The sequence below is a fragment of the Nonomuraea endophytica genome, from assembly GCF_014203235.1.
GTDB classification, from domain to species: domain Bacteria; phylum Actinomycetota; class Actinomycetes; order Streptosporangiales; family Streptosporangiaceae; genus Nonomuraea; species Nonomuraea endophytica.
This window is the reverse complement of sequence record NZ_JACHIN010000001.1, coordinates 1,459,634-1,476,124: the sequence shown is the minus strand read 5'-3', so window position 1 is coordinate 1,476,124 and position 16,491 is coordinate 1,459,634. Positions and strand designations below refer to the sequence as shown.

The 16,491-nt window shown below is 71.2% G+C and carries 19 protein-coding genes; 10 read left to right on the top strand and 9 right to left on the bottom strand.

Annotated features, from left to right (window positions below; all coding sequences use genetic code 11):
• Positions 1-36: 36 nt before the first annotated feature.
• Entirely contained in the window at positions 37-516 is a 480-nt protein-coding gene (locus HNR40_RS07145; RefSeq protein ID WP_184959108.1) for an RrF2 family transcriptional regulator, read from the top strand.
• A gap of 1 nt (position 517) precedes the next feature.
• On the opposite strand, the gene HNR40_RS07140 is transcribed toward HNR40_RS07145, so the two are convergent.
• From HNR40_RS07140 to HNR40_RS07130, 3 genes are read right to left on the bottom strand one after another with little or no spacing between them, the layout of a single operon-like run.
• The gene (locus HNR40_RS07140; protein WP_184959107.1) at positions 518-1,789 is read right to left on the bottom strand and encodes a cytochrome P450; all 1,272 of its coding nucleotides are present in this window, start codon (positions 1,787-1,789) and stop codon (positions 518-520) included.
• A 1-nt stretch (position 1,790) separates the two neighbouring features.
• On the bottom strand, positions 1,791-1,988 hold the full coding sequence (locus HNR40_RS07135) for a ferredoxin (RefSeq protein WP_184959106.1): 198 nt from the start codon (positions 1,986-1,988) through the stop codon (positions 1,791-1,793).
• The gene (locus tag HNR40_RS07130; RefSeq protein WP_184959105.1) at positions 1,985-2,584 is read right to left on the bottom strand and encodes a TetR family transcriptional regulator; all 600 of its coding nucleotides are present in this window, start codon (positions 2,582-2,584) and stop codon (positions 1,985-1,987) included. The genes HNR40_RS07135 and HNR40_RS07130 overlap by 4 nt, the downstream gene beginning before the upstream one ends.
• A gap of 100 nt (positions 2,585-2,684) precedes the next feature.
• On the opposite strand from HNR40_RS07130, the gene HNR40_RS07125 reads away from it, so the two are divergent.
• The 3 genes from HNR40_RS07125 to HNR40_RS07115 are packed head-to-tail and all read left to right on the top strand — an operon-like array spanning position 2,685 to position 5,424.
• The gene (locus HNR40_RS07125; RefSeq protein ID WP_184959104.1) at positions 2,685-3,476 is read left to right on the top strand and encodes a DUF6461 domain-containing protein; all 792 of its coding nucleotides are present in this window, start codon (positions 2,685-2,687) and stop codon (positions 3,474-3,476) included.
• Positions 3,477-3,529: 53 nt separating this feature from the next.
• Positions 3,530-4,999, top strand: coding sequence for an MFS transporter (locus HNR40_RS07120; RefSeq protein WP_184959103.1), 1,470 nt, complete (start codon positions 3,530-3,532; stop codon positions 4,997-4,999).
• Positions 4,996-5,424, top strand: a complete 429-nt coding sequence (locus tag HNR40_RS07115; protein WP_184959102.1) for a MarR family winged helix-turn-helix transcriptional regulator — start codon at positions 4,996-4,998, stop codon at positions 5,422-5,424. Before HNR40_RS07120 ends, HNR40_RS07115 begins: the two co-directional genes overlap by 4 nt.
• Here the strand turns inward: HNR40_RS07115 and HNR40_RS07110 are convergent.
• The 3 genes from HNR40_RS07110 to HNR40_RS07100 all read right to left on the bottom strand — a co-directional run bounded on the left by HNR40_RS07110 (position 5,419) and on the right by HNR40_RS07100 (position 8,229).
• Positions 5,419-6,165: a hypothetical protein gene (locus HNR40_RS07110; RefSeq protein ID WP_184959101.1), complete on the bottom strand. Its 747-nt coding sequence runs from the start codon at positions 6,163-6,165 to the stop codon at positions 5,419-5,421. The genes HNR40_RS07115 and HNR40_RS07110 overlap by 6 nt on opposite strands.
• 133 nt (positions 6,166-6,298) lie before the next feature.
• Positions 6,299-7,081: a class II aldolase/adducin family protein gene (locus HNR40_RS07105; RefSeq protein ID WP_184959100.1), complete on the bottom strand. Its 783-nt coding sequence runs from the start codon at positions 7,079-7,081 to the stop codon at positions 6,299-6,301.
• Entirely contained in the window at positions 7,078-8,229 is a 1,152-nt protein-coding gene (locus tag HNR40_RS07100; RefSeq protein WP_184959099.1) for a lactate 2-monooxygenase, read from the bottom strand. Before HNR40_RS07100 ends, HNR40_RS07105 begins: the two co-directional genes overlap by 4 nt.
• Positions 8,230-8,318: 89 nt before the next feature.
• Here HNR40_RS07100 and HNR40_RS07095 point away from each other — a divergent pair, with 89 nt between their 5' ends.
• Positions 8,319-9,392: a helix-turn-helix domain-containing protein gene (locus HNR40_RS07095; RefSeq protein ID WP_184959098.1), complete on the top strand. Its 1,074-nt coding sequence runs from the start codon at positions 8,319-8,321 to the stop codon at positions 9,390-9,392.
• Positions 9,393-9,439: 47 nt separating this feature from the next.
• Positions 9,440-9,568: a hypothetical protein gene (locus HNR40_RS56105; protein WP_281395049.1), complete on the top strand. Its 129-nt coding sequence runs from the start codon at positions 9,440-9,442 to the stop codon at positions 9,566-9,568.
• On the opposite strand, the gene HNR40_RS07090 is transcribed toward HNR40_RS56105, so the two are convergent.
• Positions 9,555-10,286 (bottom strand): peptidylprolyl isomerase, encoded by a 732-nt coding sequence (locus HNR40_RS07090; protein ID WP_184959097.1) that lies wholly within the window; start codon positions 10,284-10,286, stop codon positions 9,555-9,557. The two genes, HNR40_RS56105 and HNR40_RS07090, sit on opposite strands and share 14 nt — an antisense overlap.
• Positions 10,287-10,429: 143 nt before the next feature.
• On the opposite strand from HNR40_RS07090, the gene HNR40_RS07085 reads away from it, so the two are divergent.
• The 3 genes from HNR40_RS07085 to HNR40_RS07075 all read left to right on the top strand — a co-directional run bounded on the left by HNR40_RS07085 (position 10,430) and on the right by HNR40_RS07075 (position 13,123).
• Positions 10,430-10,825 carry a DUF1801 domain-containing protein gene (locus HNR40_RS07085; RefSeq protein WP_184959096.1) on the top strand — a complete coding sequence of 132 codons (396 nt, stop codon included), beginning with the start codon at positions 10,430-10,432 and terminating at the stop codon, positions 10,823-10,825.
• 87 nt (positions 10,826-10,912) lie between these two features.
• Entirely contained in the window at positions 10,913-12,391 is a 1,479-nt protein-coding gene (locus HNR40_RS07080) for an MFS transporter (RefSeq protein ID WP_184959095.1), read from the top strand.
• A 93-nt stretch (positions 12,392-12,484) separates the two neighbouring features.
• Positions 12,485-13,123: a YoaK family protein gene (locus HNR40_RS07075; protein ID WP_184959094.1), complete on the top strand. Its 639-nt coding sequence runs from the start codon at positions 12,485-12,487 to the stop codon at positions 13,121-13,123.
• On the opposite strand, the gene HNR40_RS07070 is transcribed toward HNR40_RS07075, so the two are convergent.
• A complete protein-coding gene (locus HNR40_RS07070) occupies positions 13,112-13,927 on the bottom strand; it encodes an SAM-dependent methyltransferase (protein WP_184959093.1) in 816 nt (271 codons plus the stop codon). The two genes, HNR40_RS07075 and HNR40_RS07070, sit on opposite strands and share 12 nt — an antisense overlap.
• Positions 13,928-13,984: 57 nt before the next feature.
• Here HNR40_RS07070 and HNR40_RS07065 point away from each other — a divergent pair, with 57 nt between their 5' ends.
• A complete protein-coding gene (locus HNR40_RS07065; protein ID WP_184959092.1) occupies positions 13,985-15,289 on the top strand; it encodes an FAD-binding oxidoreductase in 1,305 nt (434 codons plus the stop codon).
• Here the strand turns inward: HNR40_RS07065 and HNR40_RS07060 are convergent.
• The gene (locus HNR40_RS07060; RefSeq protein ID WP_184959091.1) at positions 15,286-16,443 is read right to left on the bottom strand and encodes an MFS transporter; all 1,158 of its coding nucleotides are present in this window, start codon (positions 16,441-16,443) and stop codon (positions 15,286-15,288) included. The genes HNR40_RS07065 and HNR40_RS07060 overlap by 4 nt on opposite strands.
• Positions 16,444-16,491: the final 48 nt, after the last annotated feature.

Below are 16,491 nucleotides of genomic sequence, written 5' to 3'. Positions count from 1 at the left end.
CACAACTCGGACAGAAAATGTCCGTAAGATGGAGTCATGAAGCTGTCGAACGGGGTGGAGTGGGCGCTGCACAGCTGCGTCACGCTCAGCCAGAGCCGCGAGCCCGTGCCCGCGGCCCGGCTCGCGGAACTCCACGGCACCCCGCCCGCCTACCTGGCCAAGCAGCTGCAGGCGCTGTCGCGGGCGGGCATCGTGCGCTCCACGGCCGGCCAGGTCGGCGGCTACTCACTGACCAGGCCCGCGGCGGAGATCTCGGCGCTGGAGGTGGTGCGGGCCATCGACGGCACCGAGCCCGCCTACCGGTGCACCGAGATCCGTCAGCGCGGGCCGCTGGCGCTACCGGCCGAGCGGTGCGAGCGGCCGTGCGCGATCGCCCGCGCGATGGCGGCCGCCGAGGAGGCCTGGGCGCGGGCGCTGGGCGAGGTCACGGTCGCGGACCTCGCCGAGCGCATCGACGCCGACAGCGGGGGTACGGCGATGGCCGCCGTCGGCAGGTGGCTCACCACCACCCGTTAGATCACCGGCGCCGGATCGGAAGGGTTCTGGGGCCGCGGACCTGCCCGGTGGCCCAGGTGACCGCGTCCGGATCGGCCAGCGTGAAGGACGGCACACGCTCCAGCCACACCTCCAGCGCGACCCGCATCTCCATGCGGGCCAGGTGCGAGCCGACACAGCGATGGATGCCGAGGCCGAACGCGACGTGCCGGTTGGCCTCGCGGTCGATCACGACCTCGTCGGCGCGCTCGAAGTAGGCGGGGTCGCGGTTGGCGGCGGGGAATGACAGCAGGATCCAGTCCTCCGCCTTCATCTCCACGCCGTTCCAGCTCAGGTCCTCCTTCACCAGCCGCGCCATGGTCACCGGCGCGTAGGCGCGCAGGAACTCCTCCATGGCGGTCGGCAGCAGCTCCGGCTCGGCGACCAGGCGTTCGCGGTCGGCGGGGGTCTTGGCCAGGTGCCACAGCGAGGCGCCGATCGCGCTCCACGTGGTGTCGATGCCCGCGATGAGCAGCAGGGCCATGGTGCCGGCGACGTGGTCGGGGGTGAGCTTCTGGCCGTACAGCTCGGCGTCGATGAGGAACGTGGTCAGGTCCTCGCGCGGGCGGTCGACATGGTCGCGGATCTGGACCAGCAGGTAGTCGAAGAGCCGGCCCATGTTGGCGACGCGCTCGTCCGGCGGCAGGTTGACGCCTTCCAGCGCGCTCTCGATGAACTCGCGGAACCTGGGCCCGTCCTCCTGCGGGAAACCGAGCATGTCGGCGATGACGCGTACTGGGATGTGCTGGGCGTAGTCGCGGGCGGCGTCCACGACCTCCTGACCCTCCATGGCGTCGATCAGCGCATGACAGAACGCCCTGGTCGCCGCCTCCCTCTTGCTCACCTCGGTCTTGGTGAAGGCGGGCAGCAGCAGCTTGCGCGCGTCGTGGTGGAAGGGCGGGTCGGAGGAGATCGGCGGCACGCCGCCCACGGGCGCGATCTCCTTGGGCGGCCGGAAATTGCTCATGATGATCGAGCGCGAGGAGAAGCTCTCGGTGTCGTAGGCGATCGCGGCGACGTCCTCGTAGCGGGTGGGCAGCCATCCGCCGCCGAACCGCTCGGTGTGCGCGATGGGACACCGCTGCCGCAGATCGTCCTGAATGGGGTAGGGATCAGCCGCCCATTCGCCCTCGGTGTGGGAGAAATCCGTCGCCCAGTCGGCGACGGGACCGGTGATGATCTCGTTGCGGGTGCCTTCGAGCGGGGCGTCCTGCCGGTCGTCCGCGGCTGGGGTGAAGCGGTCGTCAACGGTCATCTCACGCCTCCTGTACGGCTATCGCGCGTTCCGGGCAGTTGGCCGCGGCCAGCCGGGCGGCGGCCACGTCCGCGCCCAGCACCAGGCCGTCGCCGGCGACCTGCCCGTAACCCTCGTCGTCCTCGGTGAACAACTCGGGCGACAGGTCGTAGCAGCGCCCGTGACCCTGACATCGTTCGGCGTTGATGTGGACTTTCACTGCTTGTGCTCCTGTGCTCCTAGCGCGGTCACGACGCGGGAGAGCAGCTTGGCCCACTCCCTGGCGTCGACGGCGTGCAGGTCGGGGGTGATCAGGGCGCTGCCCATCGCGAGCAGGAGGCAGAAGTGGGCGAGGGCGTCCGGCGACAGGTCGGACTCGATCTCCCCGGCGTGCTGGGCCGCCTCCACCAGCCCGGCCAGCCAGTCGGCGCGCTCGCCGACGTACCCGCGCATGGGCCTGGCCAGTTCCTCGTCCCGCCGGGCGGCCACCAGGGCCTCGACGATCAGGTAGCCGGCGGCCTCGCGCCGCTCAGGCAGCCGGTCGCCGACGATGAGAAGCAGATCGGTGATCGACCGGTCGGGCTCGGCAGTGAGCAGTTCGGCCAGCAGCCGCGGGCCGTGCATGCGCAGGGCGGCCACGAGCAGGTCGGCCTTGGAACCGAAGTGCGCGTAGAGCGCCCCGTTGCTGACCCCGGCGGCGGCGGCGATGTCGGCCACCCTGGTCCCGTCGTACCCGCGCTCGGCGAACGCCTCGGCGGCGGCGTGCAGCAGCCGTTGACGTGTCTCGGCGGCGGTGACACCGGCGATGCGGCCCATCCCCGAATTAAAAGACCGTTCATTTGATACGTCAAGGTCTCATTTCGGTGATGTCTGAGGCGCGGGGGCAGGGCATCAGATCCATCGATAGTTTCTGCTCATGTCCGATGCCGACTTCACTCCCCTTCGCGTCACCTACCGGGTGCCCCGGCTCGGCCGCACTCAGATCCTGGACTGGGCGAGAGCGAACGGATACCTGGTCAGCGGGCGTGGCCGGATGGCTCCAGAGGTCACCGAGGCCTTCTTCGCCGCCCACCCCGAGATTCTCGAGCAGGCGAGCACGTTCGAGATGGTCCGCGCCACCGCGAGAACCCCCGGCGCGTCACCGGAAGACTACGCGTGGCAGGAGGAGAGCCGGCTCGGGGGCATCTATACGATCTCCTTCGTTCGCGGGCTCGACGAGCACGAGGCGCTACGCCGGCTCGGCGCCGCGGACGAGAACATCCGGCTGATCGACGATGGGGACTACACCTATCCGGAAGGACCTCAGATCATCACCGTGAGGCGGATCGGGGACTGGACGGTCGCGATCGAGGACTGCGGCTGGCGCGGCGCGCAACGGGAGACTTTGGACGCCCTGTCACACGACGGAGGGGAGGCCGTGGCAGTGCTGCGGCATGACTACGCCCAGCACCACGTCGCCTACGCCGTCGACGGCCGGCTCATCACCGACATCAACCCGGGATTTCCCATCCACAGGCAGGGCGCGGATCCCGACCGGCTCAATCGCCACCTCCGCGAGCTGGGCATCGATCCGGCCGCCGACGACAGCATCGACAACCCCATCCCGGCGGCCCTTGCACTCGCCGGCCGCATCACCGGCATCGTCGTGACCCCACAGCACCTTCGCCGCCCCGTTCTCGGCGCCGCCATACCCGGCTCCTCGTTCTGACCATCCAGAGTGCTCTTGGGGCAGGTATTTAGTTATGCGAATATAATTATTGTATGCCTATAACCAATAGGACGTCCGTCGCCCCTGCGCTGAGTGCCCGTCGGCGGATGCTTGTGCTGGCGATCTGCTGTATGAGCCTGTTCATCGTCGGCCTGGACAACACGATCGTGAACGTGGCGCTGCCCGCCATCCGCCGTGATCTGAACGCCTCCGTCTCCGGACTGCAGTGGATCATCGACGCGTACACGGTGGTGCTGGCGAGCCTGCTCATGCTGGCCGGGTCGACCGGTGACCGGGTCGGGCGGCGCCGTACGTTCCAGGTGGGGCTGGCGCTTTTCACGCTTGGCTCGCTCATGTGCTCGCTCGCGCCCGGCCTCGGGTGGCTGATCGCGGCGCGGGCGCTGCAGGCTGTCGGTGGGTCCATGCTCAATCCGGTGGCCATGTCGATCATCACGAACACGTTCACCGAGCCGCGGGAGCGGGCGCGGGCCATCGGTGTGTGGGGGAGCGTGGTCGGGATCAGCATGGCGCTGGGGCCGCTGATCGGCGGGGCGCTGGTGGACTCGGGTGGGTGGCGGGCGATCTTCTGGATCAACATTCCGGTGGGGCTGGCGGTGTTCGTGCTGTGTGCGCGGTTCGTGCCGGAGTCGCGGGCGCCGCGTCCGCGCCGGGTGGATCCGGTCGGGCAGGTGCTGGTGATCGTGTTGCTGGCCGTTCTGACGTTCACGCTCATCGAGGCGCCCGCGGCCGGGTGGGGGTCGCCGCGGACGTTCGGTGGGTTCGCGGTCGCGGCGGTGGCGCTGGGCTGTCTGGTGCCGTACGAGCTGCGCCGTGCCGAACCCTTGATCGACCTGCGGTTTTTTCGGAGTGCGCCGTTCGCCGGTGCCACGGTCATTGCCGTGTGCGGGTTCGCGGCCTTTGCCGGGTTCATGTTCCTCAACACGCTCTACCTGCAGGACGTGCTGGGCCTGTCCGCCCTGCACGCCGGGCTCTACACGTTGCCCATGGCCGGGCTGACCGTGGCCTGTTCGCCGCTGTCCGGCCGGATCGTCGGGACCGCCGGGCCGCGGGTGCCGCTGCTCGTGGCTGGGGTCACCATGGGGGGCAGCGGGCTGATCATGACGGGGCTGACGGCGGACACGCCCGTGTGGCGGCTCATGGCTGCCTATGTGCTGTTCGGGGTGGGATTCGGCATGCTGAACGCGCCGATCACGAACACGGCCGTGTCCGGCATGCCGCGCACTCAGGCCGGGGTGGCCGCGGCGGTGGCCTCCACGAGCCGGCAGATCGGGCAGTCGCTCGGGGTCGCGGTCATCGGGTCGCTGGTGACCTCGGCGGTGGTCGGATCGTTCGCCACCGGGTTCCCTGCGGCCAGCCGTATCGGCTGGTGGATCGTCGTCGGCTGCGGGGCGGCCATCGTGCTGCTCGGTATCCTGACCACGACCGGCTGGGCCCGCCGCAGCGCCGGCCGTACCGCCGAACGGCTCGCCCAAGCTCCCGACAGAACGGCGGACGCCTCATGAGCGACACCCCCGACCAGGAGGCGGTGGCCCGCGTCTGGTCCGCCATGTACGACCTCGTCCTGCGGCAGGAGGACCGGCGCAAGGAGGTGGCCGAGACGCTCGGCGTGAGCTTCTTCCGGGTCAAGGCGCTGCGCCGGTTGCTGGCCGGGCCGAAGACCATGCGGGAGCTGACCGCCGACCTGTCGACCGACAAGCCGTACACGACGCTGATGGTGGACGATCTGGAGCAGCGCGGCTACGTGACCCGCAGCGTCTCGCCCGACGACCGGCGCAGCAAGATCGTCACGCTGACCCCGGCGGGGACGGCCGCCGCCGAGGCCGCCGAGCGCATCCTGGCCCGCCCGCCCCGCTCCATGCTCGCCCTGGACCCCGGCGACCTGGCCACCCTCGACCGCATCATGACCAGCCTGCGCACCCCGTCATGACCGGGGGACGTGGGTGATCTTCTTGGTGGAGCGGCCCGGGTAGACGACGATCAGGTGTTCCTCGCCTGGGGCGTCGGGGTCGTTGTCGCGGGCGTACACGCGCATCCGGTAGTGGCCTGGGCCCTCGGCCAGGTCCGGGAGCGGGCCGAGCGCGCCGCTGTCGCCGTCCTCGGGGTATCGCTCCACCACCAACCGGCCGGTACGGCTCGCGATCCCCACCTCGCTGATCTGCCCGATGCCGATCGTGGCCCTGCTCCAGCGACCGTCGCGGCGCTGTCCGATGAGGATCATCACCATGCAGGCGAGGCCCGGCAGCGCGACCAGAACACGGCCGGCGGAGGGCAGGTAGCCGAGGAAGTCCACCCCGAGGTCGGCCAGGCAGAGCGCGATGGCCATCGCCCGGAACCAGGCCGGGACGCCCGCCATGACGTGGAGCAGCAGGATCACCGTGGCGGCCCACAAGCCCGCGCTCGCGAAGTCCTCCACGGTGTCGGACAGCTCTTCGACGAGCTCCCAGAGGCCCAGGTCGCCGACGATGCCCGCATAGATCAGGCGCCGCAGCCAGATCACGCTCGGCGGTAGGTTCCCCGCGCCCGGCAGTGCCGGACCGCGTAGCACCTGCCACAGCGCCCAGGCGTTGAGTCGGCAGATCCCGGCGAAAATGGGCCCCAGCCAGTCTCTCACCGCGAAGGGGGCGACCCAGAGCGTGGCCATCGACAGCAACCGAAGGTCGCCGGACACGGCGGCGTGCACCGCGGCGGTGGCTGCGGCGATCAGGTAGAGCGTGACGATGACGGCCGCCGCCCGGCCGAAGCGGTATCGGCGGACGGCGGTTCGGAGGCGAGTGACGATGTGGTGATCTTAAGGGGAAAGATCAGTCGAAAAGGTCGGGCTCGGTGCGGATGATCTGCTCGTAGAGCGGCTGGAAGTTGAGCCAGCCGACGAAGTCGTTGCCGATCTGGCCGTGGGTGAGCTTGGCCTGGTCGTGGTCGATCTGCACGGTCGGGCCCGCGGCTTTCGCCAGCAGCTGCGCCTGGCACGAGCGCTCCATCGTGATGAACCACCAGGCGGCGGCCTCCACCGAGTCGCCCACGGTCAGCAGGCCGTGGTTGCGCAGGATGACGGCCTTGTGGGAGCCGAGCGCGGTCGCGATCCGGCGGCCCTCCTCGGTTTCCACGACGACGCCGGTGTAGTCGTCGAACAGGCCGTGGTCCTCGTAGAAGGCGCAGGCGTCCTGGGTGAGGGGTTCCAGCGGGGCGCCGAGTGACGACAGGGCCTTGCCGTACACGGAATGCGAGTGCGCGGCGGCGACGGCGTCGGGGCGGGCCTGATGGACCATCGCGTGGATGGCGAACGCGGCCTGGTTGACGTGGTGGCGGCCGTGGACGACGTGGCCCTCGTGGTTGACCAGGATGAGGTCGCTGACCTTGATGTGCTTGAAGCTCATGGCGAACGGGTTGACCCAGAAATGGTCGGTGTGCTCGGGGTCGCGGGCGGTGATGTGCCCGGCGACGCCCTCCTCGAAGCCGAAGCGGCCGAACAGCCGCAGCGCCGCGACCAGCCGCTCCTGGCGGTGGCGCCGCTCCTGGGCGACGTCGTCGAACTTCGCGGGCGTGGGAAAGAACAGCTGGTCGGTGGGGATGGGTTCCAGGTTCATCGTTCCTCCAGGATCGACGGGTCGAGTTCGGCCGGCGTGCGGAAGCCCGCCAGGCCAAGGGTGAGGTCGAGGTCGGCGAGCAGCGCGCGCACGACGTGCCGCACGCCGTCCTCGCCGCCGCACGCCAGCCCCCACACATAAGGCCGCCCAAGGAGTACGGCTCGCGCCCCGAGGGCGAGCGCCTTGACCACGTCCGCCCCGGTACGGATGCCGGAGTCGAACAACACGGTCAGCCGGTCGCCGACCGCCGCGACGACCCCGGGCAGCGCGTCGAGCGAGCCGAGCGCGCCGTCCACCTGCCGGCCGCCGTGGTTGGAGACGACGACGCCGTCCATGCCCGCGTCGGCGGCGCGCCGGGCGTCGTCCGGATGCTGGATGCCCTTGAGCACGATCGGCCCGTCCCAGTTGTCGCGCAGCAGCGGGAGCTGGTCCCAGGTGTGGGCGCGGCCGTTGAACATGGGCGCCCACGCCATGATCGCGGCGTCCAGGTCCTCCTCGACCGGCCGCTCCAGCCGGGATCGGAAGACCGGGTCGGACAGCGGGATGGCCAGCCCGGTCCCGCGCAGGAACGGCAGGTAGGAGCGGTCGAGGTCGTTGGGCCGCCAGGCCAGAGTGAACGTGTCGAGGGTGACCACGAGCGTGTCGTAGCCGCTCTTGCGGGCGCGTTCGAGCAGGCTGAGCGTGACCTCGTCGTCGTGCGGCCAGTACAACTGGTACCAGCGCGGCCCGCCCGCCTCGGCCACCTCCTCCAGCGTGTGCGAGGAGGCGGTGCTCAGGATGGTCGGCAGCCCCAGCGAGGCGGCAGCGCGCGCGGTCGCCAGCTCACCGTGCGGGTGCACAATCGACTGCACGCCGATCGGCGCCAGCGCGAGCGGCGCGGGATAGGTGCGGCCGAACAGCTCGGTGCTCAGGTCGCGCTCGGTGGTCTCGCGCAGCATCCTGGGCACGATCGCGCGCCGCAGGAACGCCGCCCGGTTGGCCGCGTCGGTCTCACCACTGCCGGCCGAGCCGGCCACGTACCAGTAGGGGCCCTCCTCCAGAAGGCTGCGGGCGGTCTCCTGGAGCTTGGCCGGGTCCACCGAGTACGGCGGGAGCGCGCCGGTCAGGCCGTTGAGGTAGATCTCGAGCTGAAAGTCGGAGTAGGCCACCCCACCAGCCTGTCCCGCCGATCACCGGCGGGCAACGTCCACCGGTCGCGAATCCGGTTCGGCAGGTTGTGTCGTGGCACAATGAGCGGGTGGATTTCAGGTTCGCGGCGCTGAGCGCGCGGCTGCTGGAGCGGGTGGACGACCTGGGCGGTGAGCTGGCCAGACGGGTGCACGCCGCCGAGGCCGAGCTCGCCGTGGTGCCGCCGGACGACCTGGCCGCGGTCTGCGCCGAGCAGTTGCGGCTCTCGCTCACCCACCTGTCGGGCGGCACCGAGATCTCGACCGCCTCCACCGAGGCCAACGCCCGCCGCCGCGCCGAGCGGGGCGTGCCGCTGGCCGCGCTGCTGCACAGCTACCGCGTGGGCACCCAGTTCCTGTGGGAGTGCTTCGTGGCCGAGGCGGGCGACGACGAGCACGCGATCCTCATCGCCAGCGCGAGCGAGATGTGGCTTGGGCTCGACCTCATGTCGGAGGCCATCCGCACCGCCTACCGCGAGGTGGAGGCCGAGCGCGACCAGCGGGCCAGGCGGGATCGGGACGTGCTCTTCGACGCGCTGCTGGGCACCGATCCGGTGCGGATCCGGCAGAGCGCCGACGCGCTCGGGCTGCCGCACCGGGGGCGCTTCCATGTGATCGCCGCCGAGGTCACCGCGGGGCTGCCGGCCGCCGCGGTCTGGCGGTATCTGCCGACGGAGCGGCTGGCCGTACTGTCGCTGCAAGAGAACGCGGCGTTTCCCGCGCTGACGGGCGGACGCTACGGGGTGAGCCCCGCCTACGAGCAGATCTCGCAGACCGCGGCGGCGCTGCGGCTGGCCAGGCTGGCGCTGGCGGCGGGCGCGGAAGGCGTCTCCCACTACGGCGACCGCCCGGTGGCCACGCTGGTGGCCAGCAGCCTGGAGACGGCCGACGACCTGGCCCGCAGGGTGCTCGGCAGGCTGCTGGACCTGCCCGTCGACGACCGGGACGCCCTGCTGGCCACCGCCTACACGTGGTTCGCCGAGGGCGGCTCGACGGCGCTCACGGCGCAGGCGCTCTTCTGCCACCGCAACACCGTCCGCTACCGGCTGGGCCGGGTGAAGGAGCTCACCGGCCGCTCGGTCGACCACCCGCGGCAGGCGGCCGAGCTCTTCCTGGCGCTGGAGACCGTCTACGTCCGCAGATAGGCGGCGAACGGCTCCCGCACCTCGTGGGCGAGCGCCGCCTCATTGGGGTGGGCCGGACTGACGCGGGGGAGAAGGCCGAGCTGATCGAGCAGTTCGTGGCGGCCCTCACGGCCAGGATGGGCAACGGGCCGAGGGAGGGCCGCGAGGCCCATGAGCATCAGTTCAGCGGCGGCTGATCCTCGCGTCCTTGATGTCCGCGGGAAGGACCGGCTTGCCGTCCACGGGCGGCGTCGGTCCGTCCGGGCTGGGCTGGATGCCGCCGGCCGCGATCCGGTCGAGCGCGGCCAGGCCGGGGCCGTCGATGGTGCCGAAGACCGTGTAGTTGGGCGCCAGCCCGGAGTCGCCGATGACCAGGAAGAACTGGCTGCCGTTGGTGTTGGGCCCGGCGTTGGCCATGGCCAGCAGGCCGCGCGCGTACGTCTTGCGCACCCCCGTCGGATCGCCCGGCCACGGCGGCAGGTCGGTGGGCAATTCGTCCTTGTACTTGTAACCGGGTCCGCCCTCCCCGGTGAAGCTCGGGTCGCCGCACTGCAGCACCTTGAGCCGGTCGTACGCGGTCAGCCGATGGCAGGAGGTCCGGTCGTAGAAGCGGTGCCTGACCAGGTGCACGAAACTCTGCACGGTGCACGGCGCCTTGACGGGGTCGAGCGTGAGGCGGATGTCGCCGTGGTTGGTCTCCAGCACCGCGGAGACCGGCCGGGTGGGGGTGCGGCGCGGGTCCGGCGGCAGATGCACCCAGCGGGCCGGGGGCTCGTCGGGCGTCTGCGTGTAGGCGCACGGCCCCTTGGTCGTCCTCGGCGGCCGTTCGGCCTGGGCCGCCGAGGCGGGGGTGGCTACGAGCGCGACCAGCGAGCCCGCCGCCGCTGCGGTTAAGGCGAGTCGTACCAGCGACATCTGTCCTCCACAGGGGTTGTCAACGGATCAACCCTAGGCCGTCAACCCGAGACCGTCGACAGCGGAAAAAGCTTGGCTGAGGTGTGTCGAGAACGGGGGGTCGGCTTCTACGTATCGGGTGAAGACGTACATGAGGAGGAACGATGTCCTACACCCGTGACCCGCGAGTCGACGCCTACATCGACGCCCTGCCCGAGTGGCAGCAGGCGATCTGTCAGGAGGTGCGTGATCTGGCTCATGAGGCCGACCCTGAGCTGAGTGAGACGGTCAAGCGCACCGTCCTGCCGTACTTCGTGCTGCGGGGCAACGTCTGCGCGCTGCTGGCGGCCAAGGGTCACGTCAACGTGTTCCTGTATGACGGCGCGATCGTGCCCGACCCCGAAGGGATCATCACCGCGGGTCACGGCAACAAGACCGCCCGGATGATCTCGATACGGCAGGGCGAGCCGATCAACAGGAGCGCCCTGCTGACCATGCTGCGGCAGATCATCGCCAACAACCGGGCCGGAGGCTGGCGCAAGATCAAGGCTCAGGGCTAAACGTCGTCCGCCTCTTGCGCACACTGTTCTCTGTGAGTACGGTGTTCTCATACGGGAACGACGTACTTCGCAGCTGGAGGCAACCCCATGGACGCCCGCAATCCCCGCAGGTGGCTCATCCTCATCGTGTTGTGCCTGAGCACACTCGTGCTGGTCATCGACAACATGGTCCTCACGGTGGCCATCCCGCCGCTGGCCGTCGACCTCGGCGCCACCGCGCAGGACGCCCAGTGGATCCTGGACTCCTACATCCTGGTCTTCGCCGGTCTGCTGCTCACCGCGGGCAGCCTGTCCGACCGGTTCGGCCGCCGCCGGGTGATGATCATCGGACTGGCCCTGTTCGGGTTGTCCTCCCTGGCCGCCACCTTCGCGACCGACCCGGGCACGCTGATCGCCGCCCGCGCCGTCATGGGCATCGGCGGCGCGCTCATCATGCCGAGCACGCTGTCCATCCTGATCGTCGTCTTCGACGAGGAGGAGCGGCGCAAGGCCATGGGCGCCTGGTCGGCCGTGGCCATGCTCGGCCTGGTCGGCGGCCCCGTCCTGGGCGGCGCGCTGATCGCCTGGTTCTGGTGGGGCGCGGTCTTCCTCATCAACGTCCCGATCGCCGCCATCGCCATCGTCGCCGCGCTCGTCCTCATGCCCGAGTCCCGCGGTCCCGTCACCAAGGCCGACCCGCTCGGCGCGATCCTGTCGGCGGTCGGCATGGTCACCCTGGTCTGGACCATCATCGACCTCCCGCACGGCCTCAACTGGGTCAGCCTCGTGACCTCCGTCGTCTCGCTCGCCGCCTTCGTGGTGTGGGAGCTGCGCACGCCGTACCCGATGGTTCCGCTCGCGCTCTTCCGCAACCGCACCTTCTCCGGCGCCAGCTTCTCGCTCACGCTCGTCCAGGTCGGCAACGGCGGGCTGCTGCTCGTGCTGACCCAGTTCCTGCAGTACGTGCTCGGCTACACGCCCACCGAGGCCGGCATGGCGTTCATCCCGATGGCCATCGCCTCGCTGGTGTTCAACGGGCTCGGCGCCGGGCTGGGCGCCAAGATCGGCAACCGGCTGCTGATCGCGGGCGGCATGCTGGTCATGGCCGGCGGCTTCTTCCTGCTCGCCTCCCTGGGCACCGGCTCCGGCTTCGTGCTGACGGCGGTCGCGCTGTTCGTCCTGGGCGCCGGTGGCGGGCTGGCCATGCCGGCCGCGATCGCCGCGCTGATGGGCACCGTCCCGCCGGAGCAGGCCGGCGTCGGCTCCGCGCTCAACGACACCATCCAGCAGGCCGGCGCCGCGCTCGGCATCGCCGTCCTGGGCAGCATCCTCACCTCCGGCTATACCGGCGCGCTGCCCGCCGGCGCCCCCGACGCGGCCAAGAGCTCCATCGGCGACGCCCTGGCCCTCGGCGACGCCGGTCTGGCCACCGCCGCCCGGGACGCCTTCACCACTGCGATGTCCAGCGCCTTCACGCTGAGCGCGATCGGTGTCGCGGCGGCCGCCCTGCTGGCCGTCCTGGTCATCAGGGACCGCAAGCCCGCCGCCCCCGCCGCCCCCGAGCGGGAGCTGACGCTCACCCACTGAGACGAAAGCCTCTGACCCCGGCCTGGACCAGGCCGGGGTCACACGCGTGTCGGGACAGGGGCGGGCGGCGGCGCGGGGTTAGCCTGCGGTGCGATGAAGAGTGCCGCCGCCTGGCTGCTCCCCGGCGAGGAGCGCGGAGTCCTGCCCGCCATGCTCGTCGTCCTCACCGTGGTGACGGGGATCGTGGACTCGGTCAGCTTTCTCGGCCTGGGCAACGTGTTCGTGGCCAACATGACGGGCAACGTGGTGTTCGTCGGGTTCGCGCTGGCGGGGGTCACGGAGCCGAGCCTGTGGGCCTCGCCGCTGGCCATCGCGTCGTTCGCGCTCGGGGCGTGGGCGACGGGGCGGGTGGCGCGCGGGGTGTCGTTCACCGTGTTCACGCTGGTGCATCTGGGACTGCTCGTCGCCGCCGTTCTCGTGCTGGCCGGGCCTGGGGCGGACGCGGTGGTGATCGTCCTGCTGGCGCTGGGCATGGGCATCCAGAACGCCTCGGTACGCCACACCGGCATCCCGGACATGACCACCACGGTGCTGACCACCACGCTGACCGGCCTGGTCGCCGACTCGCCCGGCACCGCGGTGCGGCGGCGGGTGGTGTCGATCGCGGCCATGTTCACCGGCGCGCTGATCGGCGGATTCCTGCACCTGCACGCGGGTGACGCCGCCGCGCTGACGGTCGCCGCCGTCCTGCTCGCCGCCGTGAGCGCGGTGCTGGTGCGGCTATCCGGCTGAGGGCAGCCGGGCCACGCCGCCGAGCAGGCCCGGCTTGCCGAAGTCGGGCTTGTGCTCATCCCACTCCGGACGCCAGGCGTCGACCGGGACCACGCCGGGATCCAGCAGGTCGAGGCCGTCGAAGTAGGAGCCGAACGTGTCGGCGCCGCGCGGCACGACGGAGCCCGTCGAGGAGCCCCGGTAGACGGCCTGCCCGGCGCGGACGGTCTCGGTCGCCAGGTCACCGGCGTAGCCGTGCGACATGGCCAGATAGCTGCCGCCTGCCATGGACGCGCGCAGCCGGGTGACGATCGAGGCCGCCTCCAGGTCGGACGGCACGAAGTGCAGGATCGCGAACAGCAGCACCGCGACCGGCCGCCCGAAGTCGAGGTGGGCGCGGATCTCCGGATGGCCGGTGATCGTCTCGGGCCGCCGGAGGTCGGCGTCGACGACGATGGTCCGCGTGTTGTCGGCCAGCAGTGCGCGCGCGTGGGTGAGCACGATGGGGTCGTTGTCCACGTAGGCGATGCGGCAGTCGGGGGCGGCGCCGAGCGCGACCTCGTGCACGTTCTGCTGTGTGGGCAGCCCGGCCCCGATGTCGACGAACTGCCGCACCCCGGCCTCGACCAGCACGCGGACCACCCGGATGAGGAAGTCGCGGTTGGCGCGGGCGATCTCGGTGATCTCGGGGACGAGCCGCACGATCTTCTCGGCGGCCTGCCGGTCGGCGGCGAAGTTGTCTTTGCCGCCGAGGAAATAGTCGTACATTCGCGCGACGCTCGGCGTGTGTGGATCGATGCCCGGGACGTGCTCGCCAGCCGACATGGGTAAATCTTAGGTCCAGACGGTCACTATTACCCCGCTGGTTACGTCATAGAGACTATGAAGAGCAATCTGCGTGACGTGATCAAGGGCCGGGTGCTGCTTCCCGGCGACGAGGATTTCGACGAGGCCCGCAAGCCCTGGAACTACGCAGTGGACCAGCCGGTCGCCGCGGTGGCGCACGCCGCCGACGCCGACGACATCGCCTCCCTGGTACGCCATGCCGCCCAGGCCGGCCTGACCATCTCCACCCAGGCCAGCGGCCACGGCGCCTCCGGCGACACCGACGGCGTGATCCTGCTCCGCACCGCCGCCCTCGACCGGGTGGAGGTCGACCCGGAGCGCCGCCTGGCCCGGGTGGGCGCCGGCGCGCGGTGGGGCCAGGTGCAGGGGGCGGCGGGCGAGTACGGCCTGACCGGCCTCGCCGGCAGCATGCCGCTGGTCAGCGTCACCGGCTACACGCTCGGCGGCGGCCTCAGCTGGTTCGGCAGGAAGTACGGCCTGGCCGCCGACGCCGTACTGGCCTTCGACGTCGTGACCGCCGACGGCACGCCCGCCCGGGTGACGGCCGACTCCGACCAGGACCTGTTCTGGGCGCTGCGCGGCGGCGGCGGGGACTTCGCGCTGGTCACGGCGGTCGAGTTCGCGCTCTACCCGGAGCGGGAGCTCTACGGCGGCAGCGTGATGTGGCCGGACGAGCGCGCGCCCGAGGTGTTCGACGCCCTGCGCGAGGTCGTCACCTACGCGCCGGACGAGCTGTCGATCTGGCTGAACCGGGTGCAGTTCCCCTCGGCGCCGCCCATGGTCGGGATCAGCACCGCCTTCCTGGGCTCGGCGGAGGAGGGGCGGCGGCTGCTGGGCAGGTTCGACGAGATCGGCGGGGTGCTGTCCGACAGCCGGGGGCCGCTGCCGACCGCGGAGCTGGGCGCGATCACCAACGAGCCGACGAACCCGTCACCCGGCGTCTCCCGGGGCGAGCTGCTGACCGGTCTTGACGACGAGGCCGTGGCGGTCCTGCTCGCCGAGCCGATCGACCCGCTGATCAACGTCCAGGTCAGGCAGCTCGGCGGGGCGCTGGCCAAGGGCGGGGAGGGCGCGAGTGGCGCGATCGCGGAGCCGTACCTGCTCTATCTGCTTGGACTGGCGATCAACCCGGAGCTCACCGCGGCGTCGCGGGACAAGCAGGAGCGGATCGTGGCGGCGCTGGGTGAGCGGGTGACGGGGCGCAAGCCGTTCACCTTCGTGGCGGCGGGGGAGCACGCGGCCGCGGCGTTCTCCGCCGAGACGCTCGCGAGGCTGCGGGCGATCAAGCGGGCCCGCGACCCCGAGGGCGTCTTCCGCTCGAACTTCCCCGTGCTCGGCTAGGACGGGCACGGCTCGGGCACGACGGGCGCGGGGCGCGGGCGGAGCGCGCCGGCCAGCACGCCCATGAGGAGCACGACCACGATGATCAGGGCGAAGGCCGCGGGATAGGACAGCACATCCGCGGCCCCGCCGATCACGGCGGGCGCGATCAGGCTGGACAGGTAGGTGATCGTGGTGACGCCCGCGACTCCCTCGCCGGGCGAGCTTCCGGTACGGCCGGCCGCCGCGTAGGCCAGCGGCGCGCTGACCGCGACCCCGATCCCGATCAGCGCGAAGCCCGCGGCGCACACCCAGGTCGTCCGCCCGGCGACGACCAGAACTCCGCCGACGGCGGCCACGACGCCACCCACGCGCACCACGCCGACCGCGCCGAACCGGCCGACGATCCGGTCGCCGAGCAGCCGGGTCCCGGCCATGAAGAGCATGAAGACCGTGTAGGTGGCGGCCGCGGCGGCGGGTGCGGCGGCGGCGACCTGGGTGACGTAGACGGCGGCCCAGTTGGCGGACGCGCCTTCGGCGAAGGTGCCGCAGAAGCCGACCAGCCCGATCGCCGCGATGGCCCGCGTCGGCAGTGCGAACCTTCGCGGCGCGGGCTCGCCGGCGGCGGCGGGTTCGTCGGCCAGCAGCCCGCGCCCGGCGAACGTGCTCAGCCCGAGCAGCAGCACGGCGACCGCCGCCAGATGCAGCCGCGCGTCGATGCCCAGGTGGGCGGCGAGCACGCCGAGCCCGCCCGCGGCGAGGCTGCCGACGCTCCACAGGCCGTGCAGCCCGGCGATGATGGACCGGCCGAGCTTGCGCTCCAGGACGACGGCGTGCGCGTTCATGACCACGTCGCTGGTGCCCGCGGCGGCGCCGAGCAGCAGGAACGCCCCGAACAACCACCCGGGTCCCGGCGCCATCACCGGCGCCAGGACCAGCACGCACCACAGCGCGATGAGGATGCGCGTGGCCCGCCGCCCGCCGATCCGGTACGCCAGGTGACTGGCCATCGGCATCCCGATGAAGGCCCCGATGGGCTGGCAGAGCAGCACCAGCCCGAGCATGCCGGGAGTGAGCGCGAAATGGTCCTGCAGCCAGGGGATCCGCGTGGACAGGCTGCCCGCGACGGCCCCGTGAGTGGCGAACACGAGAGCGATGGCGCGATGGTTGGTCACAGACGGAAAATTAACAGTTAGCCTTCCTGATGAAAAGAGCGGGTGGCT

Coding starts and splice junctions, on each gene's coding strand:
- HNR40_RS07105 (WP_184959100.1), bottom strand. CDS start 7,081: ATGAACCTGGAACCCATCCCCACCGACCAGCTGTTCTTTCCCACGCCC.
- HNR40_RS07065 (WP_184959092.1), top strand. CDS start 13,985: ATGAAGAGCAATCTGCGTGACGTGATCAAGGGCCGGGTGCTGCTTCCC.
- HNR40_RS07130 (WP_184959105.1), bottom strand. CDS start 2,584: ATGGGCCGCATCGCCGGTGTCACCGCCGCCGAGACACGTCAACGGCTG.
- HNR40_RS07115 (WP_184959102.1), top strand. CDS start 4,996: ATGAGCGACACCCCCGACCAGGAGGCGGTGGCCCGCGTCTGGTCCGCC.
- HNR40_RS07140 (WP_184959107.1), bottom strand. CDS start 1,789: ATGACCGTTGACGACCGCTTCACCCCAGCCGCGGACGACCGGCAGGAC.
- HNR40_RS07075 (WP_184959094.1), top strand. CDS start 12,485: ATGAAGAGTGCCGCCGCCTGGCTGCTCCCCGGCGAGGAGCGCGGAGTC.
- HNR40_RS07125 (WP_184959104.1), top strand. CDS start 2,685: ATGTCCGATGCCGACTTCACTCCCCTTCGCGTCACCTACCGGGTGCCC.
- HNR40_RS07090 (WP_184959097.1), bottom strand. CDS start 10,286: ATGTCGCTGGTACGACTCGCCTTAACCGCAGCGGCGGCGGGCTCGCTG.
- HNR40_RS07120 (WP_184959103.1), top strand. CDS start 3,530: ATGCCTATAACCAATAGGACGTCCGTCGCCCCTGCGCTGAGTGCCCGT.
- HNR40_RS07085 (WP_184959096.1), top strand. CDS start 10,430: ATGTCCTACACCCGTGACCCGCGAGTCGACGCCTACATCGACGCCCTG.
- HNR40_RS07145 (WP_184959108.1), top strand. CDS start 37: ATGAAGCTGTCGAACGGGGTGGAGTGGGCGCTGCACAGCTGCGTCACG.
- HNR40_RS07080 (WP_184959095.1), top strand. CDS start 10,913: ATGGACGCCCGCAATCCCCGCAGGTGGCTCATCCTCATCGTGTTGTGC.
- HNR40_RS07070 (WP_184959093.1), bottom strand. CDS start 13,927: ATGTCGGCTGGCGAGCACGTCCCGGGCATCGATCCACACACGCCGAGC.